The sequence below is a fragment of the Aeribacillus sp. FSL K6-8394 genome, assembly GCF_038008865.1.
GTDB lineage: Bacteria > Bacillota > Bacilli > Bacillales > Aeribacillaceae > Aeribacillus > Aeribacillus composti.
In genome coordinates, this window is sequence record NZ_JBBPAA010000001.1 from 331,346 (window position 1) to 348,313 (window position 16,968).

The 16,968-nt window shown below is 41.1% G+C and carries 14 protein-coding genes and 1 pseudogene; 12 read left to right on the top strand and 3 right to left on the bottom strand.

All coding sequences use genetic code 11. From position 1 onward, the window contains the following. From solA to NSR00_RS01495, 3 genes are all read left to right on the top strand, one after another. Positions 1 to 1,158, top strand: coding sequence for an N-methyl-L-tryptophan oxidase (solA, locus tag NSR00_RS01485; RefSeq protein ID WP_340786525.1), 1,158 nt, complete (start codon positions 1 to 3; stop codon positions 1,156 to 1,158). 31 nt (positions 1,159 to 1,189) lie between these two features. Next, the gene (locus NSR00_RS01490) at positions 1,190 to 2,572 is read left to right on the top strand and encodes an ammonium transporter (protein ID WP_339199435.1); all 1,383 of its coding nucleotides are present in this window, start codon (positions 1,190 to 1,192) and stop codon (positions 2,570 to 2,572) included. A 355-nt stretch (positions 2,573 to 2,927) separates the two neighbouring features. Next, positions 2,928 to 3,572: a transposase gene (locus NSR00_RS01495; RefSeq protein ID WP_340786531.1), complete on the top strand. Its 645-nt coding sequence runs from the start codon at positions 2,928 to 2,930 to the stop codon at positions 3,570 to 3,572. 258 nt (positions 3,573 to 3,830) lie between these two features. Here the strand turns inward: NSR00_RS01495 and NSR00_RS01500 are convergent, their stop codons facing one another. Next, positions 3,831 to 5,051, bottom strand: a complete 1,221-nt coding sequence (locus NSR00_RS01500; protein WP_082830405.1) for an acyl-CoA dehydrogenase family protein — start codon at positions 5,049 to 5,051, stop codon at positions 3,831 to 3,833. Between the two features lie 475 nt (positions 5,052 to 5,526). Between NSR00_RS01500 and NSR00_RS01505 the strand changes: the two genes are divergently transcribed. The 7 genes from NSR00_RS01505 (at position 5,527) to NSR00_RS01535 (ending at position 11,223) form a co-directional block, all read left to right on the top strand. Beyond that, complete coding sequence (locus NSR00_RS01505) at positions 5,527 to 5,943, top strand: hypothetical protein (RefSeq protein WP_066251087.1); 417 nt, start codon at positions 5,527 to 5,529, stop codon at positions 5,941 to 5,943. A gap of 86 nt (positions 5,944 to 6,029) precedes the next feature. Continuing rightward, positions 6,030 to 7,004, top strand: a complete 975-nt coding sequence (locus NSR00_RS01510) for a heme-dependent oxidative N-demethylase family protein (protein ID WP_340786533.1) — start codon at positions 6,030 to 6,032, stop codon at positions 7,002 to 7,004. A gap of 72 nt (positions 7,005 to 7,076) precedes the next feature. Further along, the gene (locus NSR00_RS01515; RefSeq protein WP_340786535.1) at positions 7,077 to 8,030 is read left to right on the top strand and encodes a PDR/VanB family oxidoreductase; all 954 of its coding nucleotides are present in this window, start codon (positions 7,077 to 7,079) and stop codon (positions 8,028 to 8,030) included. Between the two features lie 29 nt (positions 8,031 to 8,059). After that, positions 8,060 to 8,791 carry a hypothetical protein gene (locus tag NSR00_RS01520; protein WP_340786537.1) on the top strand — a complete coding sequence of 244 codons (732 nt, stop codon included), beginning with the start codon at positions 8,060 to 8,062 and terminating at the stop codon, positions 8,789 to 8,791. 169 nt (positions 8,792 to 8,960) lie between these two features. Further along, the gene (locus NSR00_RS01525) at positions 8,961 to 9,548 is read left to right on the top strand and encodes a dimethylamine monooxygenase subunit DmmA family protein (RefSeq protein ID WP_063389436.1); all 588 of its coding nucleotides are present in this window, start codon (positions 8,961 to 8,963) and stop codon (positions 9,546 to 9,548) included. A 71-nt stretch (positions 9,549 to 9,619) separates the two neighbouring features. Continuing rightward, positions 9,620 to 10,939: an ammonium transporter gene (locus tag NSR00_RS01530; RefSeq protein ID WP_340786539.1), complete on the top strand. Its 1,320-nt coding sequence runs from the start codon at positions 9,620 to 9,622 to the stop codon at positions 10,937 to 10,939. 32 nt (positions 10,940 to 10,971) lie between these two features. Then, the gene (locus tag NSR00_RS01535) at positions 10,972 to 11,223 is read left to right on the top strand and encodes a hypothetical protein (RefSeq protein WP_063389434.1); all 252 of its coding nucleotides are present in this window, start codon (positions 10,972 to 10,974) and stop codon (positions 11,221 to 11,223) included. A 216-nt stretch (positions 11,224 to 11,439) separates the two neighbouring features. On the opposite strand, the pseudogene NSR00_RS01540 reads toward NSR00_RS01535, so the two are convergent. Both NSR00_RS01540 and NSR00_RS01545 read right to left on the bottom strand, forming a co-directional pair. Further along, a pseudogene (locus tag NSR00_RS01540) lies at positions 11,440 to 12,567 on the bottom strand (IS110 family transposase). Between the two features lie 618 nt (positions 12,568 to 13,185). Beyond that, positions 13,186 to 13,950, bottom strand: a complete 765-nt coding sequence (locus NSR00_RS01545; protein WP_094245469.1) for an IclR family transcriptional regulator — start codon at positions 13,948 to 13,950, stop codon at positions 13,186 to 13,188. 456 nt (positions 13,951 to 14,406) lie between these two features. Between NSR00_RS01545 and NSR00_RS01550 the strand changes: the two genes are divergently transcribed. After that, positions 14,407 to 15,285 (top strand): IS982 family transposase, encoded by an 879-nt coding sequence (locus NSR00_RS01550; RefSeq protein WP_340786541.1) that lies wholly within the window; start codon positions 14,407 to 14,409, stop codon positions 15,283 to 15,285. A gap of 275 nt (positions 15,286 to 15,560) precedes the next feature. Then, a complete protein-coding gene (locus NSR00_RS01555) occupies positions 15,561 to 16,853 on the top strand; it encodes a homocysteine synthase (RefSeq protein ID WP_063389432.1) in 1,293 nt (430 codons plus the stop codon). Positions 16,854 to 16,968: the final 115 nt, after the last annotated feature.

Sequence of the window (16,968 nt, forward strand, 5' to 3'; positions counted from 1 at the left end):
ATGAATGATGACGGGATGTACGATGTGATTGTTATTGGAGCAGGTTCTGCAGGAAGTGCTGCAGCCTATTATTTAGCCCAAAATGGTCAAAGCGTGTTGATGATTGATCAATTTTCTGTTCCAAATTCCTTTGCAAGCCACGCCGGGGAAACAAGAATGCTGCGATTTGGTTATGGCCAAGGGGAAAAATATGTTGATTTAGTTAAAGAAGCATACCGGTTATGGATGGAACTGCAAGAGCAAACAGGAAAAACGTTATTTTATCAAACAGGCACTTTAGTTGTCGGCGAACGCGATTCATCTTTTGTCAATGAAACGATTCAAAGCTCTATTCATCACAACCTCCCAATTGAAATGTTCACAGCAAGCATGGTGATGAACAAATGGCAAGGCATTCAAATTCCCGAAGATTTTACTGCCTGTTTTGATCCCCAAGCAGGATTTTTGTTATGTGAAGTATGTATTCAAACTTATAAAGAAGAAGCTTTAAAACTGGGAGCCAAACTGTTGGAAAACAATCCTGTCTTAAAGCTGTCCATTCAATCGGATATGTCGGAGGTCATTACGGAGAAGGGACGTTTTCAAGCAGCCAATTTAGTGATCACAGCTGGTGCATGGATTCCGAAATTATTGCCGGAACTCGATTTTCCGATCCAAGTGATCCGAAAACCTGTTGCATGGTTTGCACCGTTGGAGGATGGACTATATGATTTTGGTCAATTTCCTGCTTTTGTCTTTGACACAAAAGAAGGTCATTATTATGGTTTTCCGAATTTTCGGAAAACAGGTGTAAAAATAGGACGTCATGACATGGGGATTGAAAGTGATCCAGATTCCGTGAACAGACTATTTGGTTCTTACTGTGAAGATGAACGTGATGTACGAAGCTTTCTTGAAAAATATATGCCGCAGGCTGCCGGCGAGCTGACCGATGGTAAAATTTGTTTATATTCACTTACTCCTGATAGCGACTTTATTATCGATTTTCATCCAAACTTCAGCAATGTGTTGTTAGCCGGTGGATTTTCCGGACATGGGTTTAAGTTTGCCAGCATCGTTGGGAGCATTTTAGCAGATTTAGTCACGCTTGGGAAAACAAAACATGATATTTCCTTTTTTCGATTAAATCGTTTTGAACAAATCGCTACCGAAAGCTAGAGTAATGAAAAAAGTAAGGAGGAGGATTCCTATGGATGGTTTCGTAAAGAAAAGAGCTTCAATATTTTTCGTTTTTCTTCTTTATCTTTTATTCCTTTTTCCGATTTCAGCCTTTGCGCAAGAGAACGAGCCGGTGGTTGATACGGGGGATACAACTTGGTTGCTCGTAGCAGCGGCTATCGTTATTTTTATGCATGTACCTGGTTTGGCTCTCTTTTATGGAGGGCTTGTAAACGAACGGAATGTTGTATCAACGATGATGCACAGCTTTGTCAGTCTTTTAACTGTGACCATTGTTTGGGTGCTATGGGGATACAGCCTAAGCTTTGGACAGGATGTAGGGGGAATCATTGGAAAACTGGACTACCTGGCATTTAACGGAGTAGGAGGAGAGGCTGCTTTTGGTTCATTAACCATCCCTCATTATATATTTGCCATTTTTCAAGGTGCATTTGCTGCTATAACGGTTGCGATTATTTCCGGAGGAATTGCAGGGCGTATTTCTTTTCCTGCATGGGTAATGTTTTCGGTTTTATGGATCACCTTTGTTTATGCACCAATGGCTCATTGGGTATGGGGAGGCGGATGGCTTTTTGCCATGGGCGAACTTGATTTTGCTGGAGGTACGGTTGTTCATATACTTTCCGGTGTTAGCGCATTAACAGCTGCACTCGTAATTGGGCCGAGATATGAACATATGAAGAAAAATGATGCTCCTCATAATATTGTTTTATTTCTTATTGGAGCGGCCACTCTTTGGTTTGGCTGGTTCGGTTTTAACGCAGGAAGTGCACTTAGTGCAAATGGTATTACCGCTCTTGCCTTTGCCAATACACAAGTTGCCGCAGCAGCCGGGGGCTTGGGATGGCTGATCATAGAATGGATGGTTCGCAAGCGCCCGACGCTAGTAGGAACTGCCACTGGGGCAATAGGCGGTCTTGTTGGCATAACTCCAGCAGCAGGATTTGTCACAATCCCTTCAGCTTTGATTATTGGACTTGCATCCGCCCCTATCTGCTATTTTGCTATCCATTTTGTGAAAGCACGTCTAAAATATGATGATACGTTAGATGCTTTTGGAGTACATGGCATCTGCGGAATATGGGGATCCATTGCAACAGGACTTTTTGCTACTAAGTCAGTGAATCCGGCAGGGAATAACGGTTTGTTTTATGGAAATCCTGAACAGCTGTTCCATCAGGTTATAGGAGTGATTGTGGCTGTTTTGCTTGCGGCAGTAGGAACATATATTGTTTTGAAAATTGTTTCGCTGTTTACACCGTTGCGTGTGAAAAAAGAAGACGAGCTGCTTGGCCTTGATTTAAGCTTTCATCAAGAACCGGCTTATTCAGATGTTGATCAGTCGATAGAAGAGAAGGGTAAATCAAACGATATTGCTTCTCAAATGTCCTAGCATGGCAATGTATTTTTCATTGGTTGTCAAAACGGCAAAGCTATGACTAATTCAATTGTATACGCATAAAAGAAGGGGGTGTCGAATAAGTCGTTTTTACGGCTTATAGACGCCCCCATTAATGTGTTAGAATCGGGAACCTGTCTTCAGCTGTGCGTTCAACAGGCCAATGATTCCGATGCCCGTTTTGCTTATCATACCCAGCACACGATTTTACCGAATGACCTTTGCATTCGGGATCTGGGTTTTTTTCACTCGCCACGCTGGCGGAGATCGATGCTCGAGGTGCTTATTATATTACCCGGTTGCGTTCCGATATCAAAGTCTATATCAAGCAGGACGGGGAGTGGCACGAATGGGATTGGGAATCGATAGGAAATCGATTGGGCGAGGGGGAAGCCGTGGAAGTGGAACACGTGTATATCGGACACCAACGCCTGTATGTTCCGCGTCTGATTTTTCGCCGTCTCACGGCGGAAGAATGGGAAAAACGGCTGGCGTACGTGCGGAAAAAGGAAAAAAGAAAGGGAAGGCGCTGTCACGCCAAACCCTTGAACAAAAGAAATATCACATCTTACTGACCAATTTACCACAAGAATCGTTTGATGCGCAACAAGTTTATGAGCTGTATTCGCTGCGCTGGCAAGTGGAGCTGTTATTTAAGGGCTGGAAATCCTTATTTGATCTTGACCGTGTCAAAAAGATGAAGAAGGAACGATTCGAATGCCACTTATATGGGACATTGATTGCCATTTTAGTCACGCAGACTCTTCTGTTCCAAGCCCGAAGGTATTGGCATCAACGGGAGGGAATCGAGATCAGTGAATGGAAAGCGCTTAATATCCTCCAATCGTATTGGCATCGGTTTCTTTTGCATCCCCAAGCGATGGAAACCGCCCTTCCATCTCTCCTGTCTCTGTTAAGGAAACACGCGAGGAAAGACCGAAGGAAAGGAGAGGAAACGGTATCGGATCTTTTAAAGAAATTGGGGATATGGTAGTGTGGGTCATGGATATAAATGCCAAATAACCCTCTTCTTGAGGGTTATTTGGCATGCCCAGCATTTGGTTTTCTCTTCATCCTTTGATTGATTTTTCGAACATGCGTATCATCCTAAAAAATTTTATACCGCTAACTTGACGGGTATGGGGCTCCCTCCTCTCGTCAGGCGATTTATTCGGCTAACGAATCTCTTTTTTTGCATTTCAGAAACAAGTTATTGGCACAAACAGTTATATCTCAGATCAAGTGATACAAATTATTCAAACCAAGGAACACCAATTAGCGTGCGGCCAATCCATTCACGCAATATTTCGTTTGTGGGTCCCATGACTGCACCTGCTCGACCGTCACGCAAAAATTTTTCCACTTGCCCGGTTAGATATCCTCTTCCTCCAGAAACTTGTAATGCTTGATTTGTAACTTGTATGACTATATCTGCTGCATGAGTTTTGAGTTCCCAAAGCGGGTATAAGCATTCTGACAATTCTTTTCCACTATTTAAACATTGATCCATCCCTTCAGCTGTACGATAAAGCATGCTTCTTGCACTATCGATTAAAATTTGCGCTTTTGCCAATTCGTGGCGAATGACTTGGTAGCCGGCAACTGATTTTCCTGTATCTTTATGGACTTTTTTCTTTGCCTGGTCAATTGCTGCATTCAAGGCTCCTTGAGCAATACCAACCCAGCAAGCACTTGTGCCTAATAAAAAGAGCGGATCAATGACGTTTTCATTATAAACATTCATTCCGCCTTCAGTCCCAAGACGATTTTCAATAGGGACAAAGACATCTTTAAACTTCATCGGTCCGCTTGAATTTCCGCGAAGCCCCATAGCTGAAAAAGGAAAATATTCGATTCCCTTCTGATTATGATCTACAATTAAAAACATTAATGGATCGTCTTCTATGCTATTTGGATAATTGGTGCAAACAATATACCAATCCGCCTCGCCCGCACTGGTGACAAATGATTTTTCCGCATTTAACAAATATCCGTTTCCTTTGCGGGGAGCCGAACTAACAACATTCCAGAAGTGGCTTCCAGTCGCTGGTTCACTAAAGGCTAATGCGCCAATCTTTCCCTTTAGCACCCCAGGAATATAACGCTGCCGCTGCTCTCTAGTTCCAGCTGTATAAAGCGTTTGGACGGCAGCAGTGTGCATAACCCAACACATAGTAGTGGAAGCGCAATATTGAGAAAAACTTTCGGCTAACAAAGCAAATCCAGTTAGTCCAGCGCCAAGGCCTCCGTCGTCAACAGGGATTGTAACTGCTCCAAATCCAGCATCCGCAATTGCTTGTAAGCTTTCCCGAGGATAACGGCACTCCTTGTCTGAAATAGAAGCACGGGGCAGCAGCTCCTTTTTGCCTAATTCATGTGCTTTTTCAATTAGTTTTTCGAATCCTTCTGGGTAAGACCACCATTTTGGAATTTGCATAATTTCTTCCTGCAGTTCTGTCTGATTGACTACCATTGACATCACTCCTTTTTAAAGGTTACTGTTAAGAATGTTAACAAAAATTACAATATTATGAATATTGTGCTTTTATTTTTACATAGACGATTCTTTCAAAGAAACAGAGATTTCCTAAATAGTGGGAATAAATCAAAAACCTTGTCATTACATTTTACAATGATTCTGTACTCTCCCTGTCTCCTTTCCGTGTAAAACATCGTTGCTGATCTCATTATTGGCGCTAATAATGTTAAGTTCTCAAAGAAAAAAAATTCATTGCCTGCTCATGTTGAATGATCCGAAAGGAAAAGCTCTAATTGTCAGAACATTTTACAGATTTTTGCGAATATTCCCGCCATTTGAGAAAAAACGGTTGTGAGAACGTTACGGTTGTTATTATGATAGGATCATCAGAGTTATAAAATAATACATTTTTTGTTACAAAACATAACATAACTCTGATTATAAAAATTGAAAAAGGAGAGTGGAAAGAATGAGTGAATCAGCGGTAACAGCTATGGATCATCAATTTTTAAGTCAAAAGCCAGGAATTCAGCTAATAAAAGCTGGAACGTATGAAAAAATTGAGTTGAACAATGTTTTGAGTATACCGGCTTTGAAAAGTCAAATTATTGACGTTCCGATTAGCCCATTAGAGAAGCCTTTAACAATTGGATATTTCTCTATGCAAAAGTCGGAAGAGTTTGAATTTTTGTATACTTACTTAGAAGTAAAGGTAATTATAAAGGGGCAAATCATCGTCAGAGATGAACAAGGAAACAAATATGTAGGGGAAGCGGGAGATGTTTTTATCTTTACCCCTGAAACGAAAGTGATCTTTGATGCTGAAAGCGATGGAGATGCGATTTATACGGCACATCGATTGCCGGAGCCAACATTTTTAAATTAAACAAATGAAAGAATTTCCCCTTGCGTAGCGCGGCTTCATGGGGAGGTTCTTTCATCCAGTTTTGATCGTGAGGAGGAGAGAGGGCAGTGAGTGTAAAAACGACTAACCAACATATGATCAAAGAAATTCCGCTTATTAAAAGGTTCCCATTTCCATTTCAAAAGGACTCTTACAGGTATTCTAATAATGCGAGGCCTCTAGAATCGGGGAAACTTGCAGATATTACTCCCGAATATTTTGAAGAAATAGATAAAAAGCGTCAAATACTATTAAACCACCATGAACGTGCTTTTCAATCTTTAGAACATTCAATCGATGGACAGTGGGAAGTGCTGGAATTTTTAATAGATGAACTTGCCTTTATTTACCCTGAGTATTTCTCGGTTATAAAAAATGGTCATGAATGGACGTTTGAAAATAAGCTTTTGGATGAGAAACATACATTTACTTTTGGCGATCTATCGACATTGCCCTACGAGCCTTTAGATTTTATCGGCAGACACGTTCAAGAGGATCTCATTTTTATGGGGCAAAGAGACGGTGATTTATATATGGATGCAGGACAATTGTGTTTTCCTGCCAATTGGTCGATTGCCTTTGATATTGGTATGACTTACACCGAGTTCCATTCTCCTGTACCGGTTTTTTTCGACAGCGGTTTAGCGAAAAAAGTCCTCAATTTTCTTTTGAGAATCGAGGCAGGGAAACCGTGGACACGGTTAAACTGGACTTTAACAGTGGAGCCAATCCTTGACACGTTCCCTGAGAATTTTGATGAATGGGGTCCAAAAAAGGAAAAGGTAACTTCAGAAAATGCCGGTCAGCTTGTCCACTTAAGAGTGGAGGATCAAAGGCTATTTCGTATGCCGCGAAGCAATGGGATTTTATTTAGTATTCATACTCATTTAATATCACTTGATGAGCTGAAAAAAAATGAAGATTGGTTGAAACGTTTTTTTCGAGTTTTAAAGGATTTACCTGACTATATGGCTGAATATAAAGGATTTAGTTTATACAAAGGAGAAATCATTCGCTATTTAGAAAAAAGCTTGACAGATTGAAATTGGGAAAATTGGAAGAAAATAGCGTGTGAAGAAGCTGTTTTTAAAAAACATGAAAGGGAGGATTACATGATGGCGCGAACACTTGAAGTGATTGTAGAACAAATTACGCATGAAACAGCTGCGATTAAAAGTTTTAAGCTAGTGTCAGCAGACCGTTCGCCATTGCCTCGTTTTAGTGGGGGGTCTCATATTACGACTTATTTGCAAACTGAAACAGGCTTAATCGAACGCCACTATTCTCTTACAAGTGATCCGGACAATACAGGCTACTATCGAATTGCCGTTCGCCGCAATGAGGATTCAAATGGAGGATCAATTTATTGGCACGATCATGTGAAAGAAGGGGATAAGATCTCCATTAGTTATCCGAAAAATTATTTTCCGCTAAGCTTTCAAGCAAAACGCCATTTGTTTTTTGCAGCTGGGATTGGCATTACACCTTTTCTTTCGATGGCGAAGGAATTAAAAAAGAAGAAGGCTCCATTTGAAATACATTATGCCGCTCCTTCAAAGGAATTATGTGCCTTTTATCGCCATCTCTCCACTTTTTTTTCAGAGGAAACTCATTTTTATTTTTCAAAGGAAAACAAGAAAATGTCAGCAAAGTTAATGGAAAATCAACCGATAGGAACCCATGTTTATTTCTGCGGTCCAGAGGCCATGATCAAAGAATTTGCCGATGCTGCCAAAGTCATTGGTTATTCTGAAAAAAGCATCCACTTTGAGCTCTTTACACCGCCAAAATCAGGACCGATGCAGCCATTTCGGGTAAAACTCAATAAAAGCAACAAAGTGATTGAGGTGCCTGAAGGGAAAAGCTTGCTGGACACTTTATTACAGCTTCATATTGATGTGCCATATTCATGTAAAATCGGGGGATGCGGCAGCTGTCAGCTGCATGTTTTAAAAGGAGAAATTGACCATCGAGACTTTTTTCTTACCGAAATGGAGAAAAAAGAAAGCAATGTCATTTTAACATGTGTTTCAAGGGCAAAATCCGGCAGTCTTGTTTTAGATCTTTAAGAGCATACAAGAAAGGAGCAAATGGAATTGTGCACACAACAAAGGTTATCGGAATCGATGATTTTGAATTCAAGATAAACGACGTGAAATGTTCTTTTGAGGAGTTGCTGCCGGGATTTCATCAATATGATCGACTAGGAATAGTCGTACGGGAACCGGCAGGAAGTGCTGGTGCTAGCGCCTTGCTTATGGCAGCTGTCACCAGATTTTATGATTTTTATCGTCAGGATTTAACAGATGAGGAGGGCGGACTTCGAATTTATCCTGATTATTTCATTTTCCATGTCGGAAAACAGCACTTAGATCATTATTGGATGGATATATGGCCGCCCCATAAAGAGGTTATCGTGGAGGATGACCCTGAACAAATTTTAGAAGCGATTAACGATCGGGGCATCACCCGGCTGATTGTGGAAGATATCAAACCCGTTCATGCGACTTTTTTACAAGAAACCATCAGCAGTGCGCAGCAACGAATCGTCAGTGCGATAGCATATTCACCGTCAGGACGGGTTCATTTCGGCGATGTGAGTATTGCAAGCTGTCCAGCAGCAGAACGCTTCGTTTTTGACTCGTTTAATAGATCTAAGAAACTTTTTCAACAAACGGCTGCCCAATTAAAACAAAAACGGGAGAATCTATTTGTCAATGGGCGTGTTATTGAAACTTATCGCCGGATTCCTTTAACAGATGCTCTTTATATGCTTACACGCTCGAACGGTCCGGGCTTCACAACTAGCCGTTATCTTTCTTTGTTGTAATTTGATAGAAATCAAGTTACGGCAATGCTTTGTTTGCTTAATATTGATTCGAACTAGCTGCAGCTTATCGTTGGAGAATATCCTGATATTCGAAAAATTCGAATTGAGAAAATTACAAATTGCTTATTCGATTCGACCATGTTGAAAAACAAACAAGGGAGGTTGAAAAATGACTAAAACAGCAGATGGGAAAACAAGCGCTTCTGAAGCAGATGAATTTTTTGCGCAAAATCAGCAAGCTGGCAATCTATTTCAATTCATCACTGGGAAACAATTTTTGTTTATCATTGATGAACCGATGATTTTGCCAACGTTGATGTTTATTAAAAAAATTCCAGAACAGACGAAGAAACAAATCTATATATTGAAGAAAAATGATAGCAGCCTTCATTCGTATAAGGGGACAGAATTTTTTCCGAATGAAGCGACTGTCCTTTCATCAACATCCAGTGAGGAAATTTACAAAATATTTGAAAGTCAATTTATCGGTACAAAGCTATTTCTTTCAGTTCAATGGTCAATGTTAAAAGAGCTGAAAAAACTGGCATTGCGGGCCGGTTTTAATGAAGATGAGATCCAGGCACAAGGATGGGGGGAGAAAGAGGAAAGGGTATTTTGTGTAAAGTGTTATCATCTGAACAAGCTGACAGCACAAAAACAAGTAACGTGTGAAAAGTGTCATGCATCGTTAGAGGTTTCAAGACACTATTCTAGGCTCCATGATGCATATTTAGGTTATTTAAAAATAATTTCATGAAACAGAAGAAGGAGGGCATGAAAAATGGTAGGTTAAAGGCTTTGAAATCTTTAGAATAAGGGGATGATCATGTGGAGGGATTTGAACAGTTTGCCGCAATCCAAATAGAAGTATTCTATTGGTGGTGCATTGCAATCATGCTGCAGATCCATGCGGGGTTTTTGACTCTTGAAGTCGGCATCTCCCGTGTAAAAAACGTATTGGCGACGGCTTTGAAAAATATAATGACGTTAGCAGTCGTGTTACCTGCTTTCTATTTTGTTGGCTGGTGGATATACAATGCGTTTCCAGACGGTTTGATTCCGAGAATGAGTGAAGCGGCATTAGCTGCATTGCCTTGGAGTGAAAATATGGGTCCGAATATAACGGATCATGCGAGTGGAGTTTTCTGGGGTGCTTTTGCGCTGTTTGCTGCTACGACAGCTTCCATCTTATCCGGCGTGCTGATCGAACGGGTCCGATTAAGTGGATTTCTTATTCTTGCCGCTATTCTTGGATCAGTTATTTGGAATTTAGCTGCTTCTTGGGGCTGGCACGGAGAAGGATGGTTTTTAACGCAATTTGGTTATCATGATGTTGCTGCTGCAGGCGTTATTCATGCAATAGCTGGTTTTTTTGCATTAGGAGTCGTGATCAATTTAGGACCTAGAATCGGCAAATATACAGGGGATGGGAAAATTGTTAATATTCTGCCGCATAATCTTCCGTCCACTTTATTAGGACTGATGCTCATTTATGTTGGGTTTTTCGGCTTCCTCGGAGGCTGTATAATCGCTGTTACAAATGGGGAATGGATGACGATTTACGGTACTCCCACCAATTTATCAGCTTTTGTATTCAATGCTTTAATGGGATTAGCGGGAGGTTTAATAGGGGCATATTTAGGTTCAAAAGGGGAACCGTTTTGGGTCGCTTCAGGCGGGCTGGCCGGGGTTATTTCAGTAGGTTCGGGTTTAGATTTATATCATCCAGCGCTTGCATTTATTATAGCTGTCATTGGAGGATTGATGTGTCCATTCATTGGAAATTTTCTCGAAAGGAAGGGGATTGATGATCCTGTAGGTGCTATTACCGTCCACGGATTTATCGGGATCTGGTCAGTCCTTGCAGTCGGGATATTTGCCTCCGGCTATCCCAATATAAACGGCCCGGAAATCTCTTTTATTGGACAACTCGTATGTGCAGCGGTTGTGATCCTTCTAGGATTTCTCCCCGGCTACTGGACATCACTGCTTTTGAAAAAGCTTAATATGTTGAGAATACCAAAGCAAGCAGAGATGCTTGGTATTGATTTAACTGAAATATCTGCAACAGCTTTTCCGGAAGGAATTCCATCTACTCAAGAAAATGGAAGATTAAAAATGATCATGTCAAAGAGCAAAACTAGTTAAAAAAGGATAAAAATGGAAAGGAGGAATAGTAAATGAATACAAGTCCTATAACAAATTGGGAGCATGTCGGTGCTTATTTTACCTTTGGCCCGCATTCTATAGGAGTTGTGTTATCGATTATAGCTGCGATCGGCATCTGTGTTGCGTTGATTTACGCAATGTTTCGGCATGAGAATCAAGCTTTTTCGGAAGTAAATCTATTAGCTTCGAAAGCAGTTGATGAAAAATTGGATTTACCGAAAGAGGGTACGTACGCAGATCCATTAATGGAAAATGTAAACTAGCATAAGAGCAGGTTGCTGTCCTGATTTATCAAAATAGGAGTTTTTATACTCAAACTCTTTTTTCTGTGAAAATCAATTAACCATGGCTGAAGCGGTATACCCCACAATCAAATTGGATACCCTATTAACGACCAAAAAAAGGCAATAGGAAAGCAGAGTTACCTTATTTTTAGGTATCTCGTATATTTCTGAACCTTTTTGGTTATACTAATTTATTTACTGCTCTCGAAACGGTTCTTTTCGAGAAATGATGCAGTAAATGATGGTAAGCATTCGGTGCGCGATCGCAACGAGTGCTTTTTTCTTTCCCCTGCGTGCCGCCAATGACCAATATTTCGCTGCCAAACGTTGATTCCTACATCGAGACAAAGCCCAAGCCGCCTCACATAACGCCGATTTGATATGCGGATTCCCCTTCGTCGTTCGGGTACTTTTTCGTTTTCCAGCACTTTCATGATTTCCCGGCGCGACTCCCGCCCATGAAGCGAGGTGTTGAGACGTTGGAAATTGTCCCATATCGACTCCGATTTCAGCGATAATCACGGCAGCGGTTTCCTTCTTGATCCCCGGTATGGTCACAAGAAGCTCCATCTCTTGTTTGTATACTTGTAAGAGTTGGTCGATTCGTTCTTCGATGTCTCGAAGTAAACTTTCCAACGATTCGATGTGCTTCCACGATTGGCGAATCATGAACAGTTGATGGTTGGTCAATGTACCAAAGAGAGAATCCTGAATTTGTTGTTTTTTCCTCTTCATACTCCTGTGAATGCAAGCATCGACTTCGGTTTCTTCGATGTATCCCTGTTTCATTAAACGTTCCAGTAGCTTTCGCCCAGATACACCAAATACATCCGAAATCACGGAACTTAACTTGATATTGGAACATTCCAACACTTTTTGAATGCGGTTTTTCTCCGCGGTTAACTGCCCGATCCATTTTTTGCGCAAGCGAGTTAAATCCCGTCATTCTCGAATGTTCTCAGGAGGTACGAAACTCTTCTCGATCAATCCGTAACGCAACAATTTGGCGATCCATTCTGCATCGGAAACATCGGTTTTTCTCCCCGGTACATTTTTGATTCGCTGAGCGTTGGCAAGTGTAATGTCAAAGTAATCTTCCAAAATATTGAACACAGGTTTCCAGTAAACGCCCGTACTCTCCATCGCAATATGAGTGACACCACGATCTTCTAACCATTTCAGAAGACGAAACAAGTCTTTCGTGAAAGTAGGAAATGTTTCAACTTCCTTTTGAACGTGTTCTTCCTCTCCAAGAAGAGCACAAACGACAATTGTTTCGGCATGGACATCTAATCCTGCACAACGATGATAAAGAACATCCATGATTCTTACTCCTTCCATCGATAAATTCGCAAACAGGGAGTCCATTTGCACGTTAGGCATTTTTCTGTTCGTAGTCACCTTTTCACACGAAAAGGGCTGACAATGGGTGGAACACCAAATGGACTCAAACAGTTTTTATTACAGGGTCGAACCACCATTAAAGAGAACGTCTTTCAAAACTGTTTGCGTTCATATCCATTATGGGAAGGAATGATGGATTTTCATGCATGGGTGGGGAGTAAAATTACTCATGGATGTTTTTATTTTAAATTTAACAATAAGAGAGTATTAAGTTTTGTGTCAGCCACAGCTTTGAAAGCTGTGGGATTCTGAAATGAGGAGATTAATCAATTATTATTGGGAGAATAGTACCGACAAGATGATAGCAAAATTTTCTGTTATCAATAAAAGAGGGTTTCGTATGTACACAAAAGAACCGGGCGTTGATTTTTTAACGCTCGGTTTTTCATATAAGGATAAAAATAACATCTGACCTTATAAATGACAAGAAGGCGAACACCGTCTTTTTTACTGAAACATATGAAATAGTAAAAATCAATTCCTATTTTTAAAATTCCATCTCACTTCTACTTTAAAAGGGTGCAGAAAGCCTCTTTTTTATTCTTCTTTCCATCCGAAAACGGCGGAAATTTCTTTTCCTTTTATAAGCAAATATTCGCTTAGCTCATGTTCGATAGTGTCTGGAATCGATTTTTCAAAGCCGACAACAATAATAGACCCTAAAATTTCCCGCTCAAAATTAAAAATCGGAATGGCGGCAGAAGCGATGCTTGGCGCTAAAGCTTCCTGCGCAAACGATATTTTTTGATCGGCAATAAGCTGAAACTCTGTCATTAGCTCGTCTTTCGCCTGTTTGCTTAGCTTTGACAACTCCGATTCCTTCCAAACGTTTACACTTGGATCGTTTTTAAATGCCGCAAAAAGTTTTCCGGCTGCCGAGGAGATCGGAAGGATTGTTCCGACCTGTCCGCCTAAGTTAAGCCCTAAATGACTATGGATCATTTTGACGATCATTGGGCCGTTTGTTGTCCATACGGCAAGGAGAGTCGTTTCTTTCGATTTGGCATTAATTTCATGCAAAAATGGCGTGATTTTGCCAATGAGGTCCTCTTGATTGACAGCTGCCATTCCATATTGAATGAGTGTGCTCCCTAAAGAGTATAAGCCGCTTCCTTTATCCCGATGAAGGACACCGAGATTCGTAAGGGTATTTAAATATTTATATAAATTGCTTTTTGCTATATTAGTATAATGATGAATGTCGTTAAATTTCATCGGACTGCCGTTTTTGGCAATCAGGTCAATAATTGAGAATCCTACAAGCAAAGACTGAATTTGTGCATGTTTTTTATTTTCTGTCATTGCTAAAACCATCCTTCAACTGATAGGCATACTTCATCTTATTTTACCACTTCAACAAAATTTTTTCTATATTTTCAAAAAACTACTAAGACTTTGTCAATGAAAATATAAACTAGCAATAGATGAAGTGTGAAAGGATAAAAAATTTGTCCGGGATGCGAGAAAAATCCTCTCAAAAAGTCTGAAGAGAAAAATGAAGTTCCTCGCCATTTGCTTAATGATGGCAAACTGTTTTTTTATTGCATCAATTTAAGAAATTTCATTTTCGGACTGCTCTCAGTATATTCTTTATTCCTTTTACTCATCCTGCATTCCCTTTAAAAAAGAATAAGTAGATTGGAAAATTATTATCAAACCCGTGGTGCTAGATAAACTTGATCAAGCATAAAAATAGCCCTTGCCTGGCGGATCTCCTTAAAATGAAAGTGCGACCTACCATTCGAAAGGAGAATCCCCATGCAAGAGCACTTTCATTTTACTACAGATCGGGCCAAGATTCAAAAGCAATATGCCGCCATTTTCTTTTTTGTCTCCGCTCAACTGTCATTGATTCAGACGCATCTTCAACGCCGCAACCGCCATTTGGTAAAGCAAGAAGATGACGTGATCATAGCGATTCACATTTTGGGGAAGCTGCTTGGCTTTTCTTCCGAACGGGCATGGCATCGCTTTGTCACCGGAAATTTGTTCACAAACGGGCAGTTTCTCGAACGTTCCCGATACAATCGCCGTTGCCGGGCGCTGCGCTGGGCGATGAAATGGATTCGCCATGAACTGGCGAAACGCGGCCAACATCATGCCTATGCCGTGGTCGATAGCTTGCCGTTAGAGTTGTGCCATGCTGCGAGAATGCATCGTGTCAAACGGTTTCAAGGGATCGCCGACATCGGGTATTGCGCTTCAAAAAAGCAATGGTACTACGGGTTGAAACTGCACCTTCAAGTGACCGATCAAGGTTTGCCAATGGGATATGTGGTGACGGAAGCATCCTGCCACGATCGAATCGCAGCCGAAAGCGTGATGACCCAAATTCCTCATCCCTATAACCTCGGGGACAAAGGGTTCATTAGCCGTGACTTGCAAAAAAGGCTGTACGAAGAATACCAAATGGCGCTTTGGACTCCGTCTCGAAAAAACCAGAAACATCGCCCGTCCGAGGCATGGGAGAAGTGGATCCAACAAAAACGCAAAGTGATCGAGACGGTGTTCTCGGTTCTGGTTGACCAATACCGGATCACAGAGATTCGAGCGAATTCCATGATCGGATTTGAAGTAGCGCTCGACGGCATATTGTTAGCCTATTCGCTGGTCACACTAGGGCTAGTTGAGTTCTAACGCTCAACTAGCACCACGGGTATTATCAAATGAAAATACGAGGAAAGGTTACTTATAAAGCATTCCATTACATGAAATGATATCCAAAAAGTTTATCTTCCAATTGAGATTTTATGCTATACTGAAGAAGTCTAAAAAATTTTTGAAAGTTTTGATAAGTAATTGATATCCGGCTGAACAAGCAGTACATTTTATTTATATATAATTAAACCTATTATTTTAGTAGGTTTAATTTTGCGGATATATAAGTTTAGAATTGAAGGGAGAAATAAACTATGTCAAACGAAAGAAAACTTCAGCCCGAAACGCTAGCTGTACATGCAGGACAGGTGCCTGATCCGACGACTTTGTCGAGAGCTGTTCCGATCTACCAAACGACTTCGTATGTATTTGAAGACAGTCAGCATGGGGCAGATTTATTCAGTTTAAAGAAAGAAGGAAATATTTACACAAGGATCATGAATCCAACGACTGATGTATTTGAAAAGCGTGTAGCTGCGCTTGAAGGCGGAATTGGGGCGCTGGCGCTTTCATCTGGACAAGCTGCTGTTTTTTATTCGATTTTGAATATTGCTGGAAGCGGCGATGAAATTGTTTCTTCATTTAGCTTATATGGCGGAACCTATAATTTGTTCACACATACTTTGCCGAAGTTTGGCATCACGGTAAAATTTGCCGATACAACGGATCCGCAAAATCTTGAAGCAGCGATTACTGAAAAAACAAAAGCAATATTTGCCGAGACGATCGGAAACCCAAGAGGGGATGTGCTTGATATTGAAGCGGTGGCAGCAATCGCTCATAAACATTCAATTCCGCTTATCGTTGACAATACAATTCCAAGCCCTTACTTGCTCCGTCCGATTGAATTCGGCGCAGATATAGTTGTTCATTCGGCTACGAAATTTATTGGAGGACACGGAAATTCAATCGGAGGCGTCATTGTCGACAGCGGCAAGTTTGATTGGAAAGGAAGCGGCAAATTCCCTGAGTTCACCGAGCCGGACCCAAGCTATCATGGTCTCGTTTATGCTGATGACATTGGTGAAGCTGCTTATATTACGAAAGCGCGCATTCAGCTGTTGAGAGACCTTGGAGCTTCACTTTCTCCATTCAATTCATTTTTATTCTTGCAAGGGCTTGAAACGCTTCATTTGCGAATGCAGCGCCATAGTGAAAATGCGCTTGCAGTTGCGAATTATTTACTTGAGCATGAAGCGGTCGAATCTGTCAGCTATCCAGGTTTGAAAAATCACCCTTCATTCGAACTTGCACAAAAATATTTGCCGAAAGGTCAGGGAGCCATTCTGACATTCGAAATTAAAGGCGGCGTTGATGCAGGAAGAAAACTGATCGATTCGGTTCAATTATTTTCAAACCTTGCCAACATCGGCGATTCGAAATCGTTGATTATTCATCCTGCCAGCACGACTCATCAGCAATTAACGAGCGAAGAGCAGCTGGCAACAGGTGTTACACCTGGTCTTGTCCGGCTATCAGTCGGTACGGAATCGGTTGATGACATTATTTACGATCTGGAACAAGCGATTCGAGCAAGCCAAGCTTAAGATCGTATCGCCAGTTAAAAATTTTGCAGGGATTGCGGCATAAGCCCACTTCACACTGAAAAGCAGCAGGCAACCTTCAGCTGCTTTCATATCGAAAGAAGTAGAGGAAAACGAC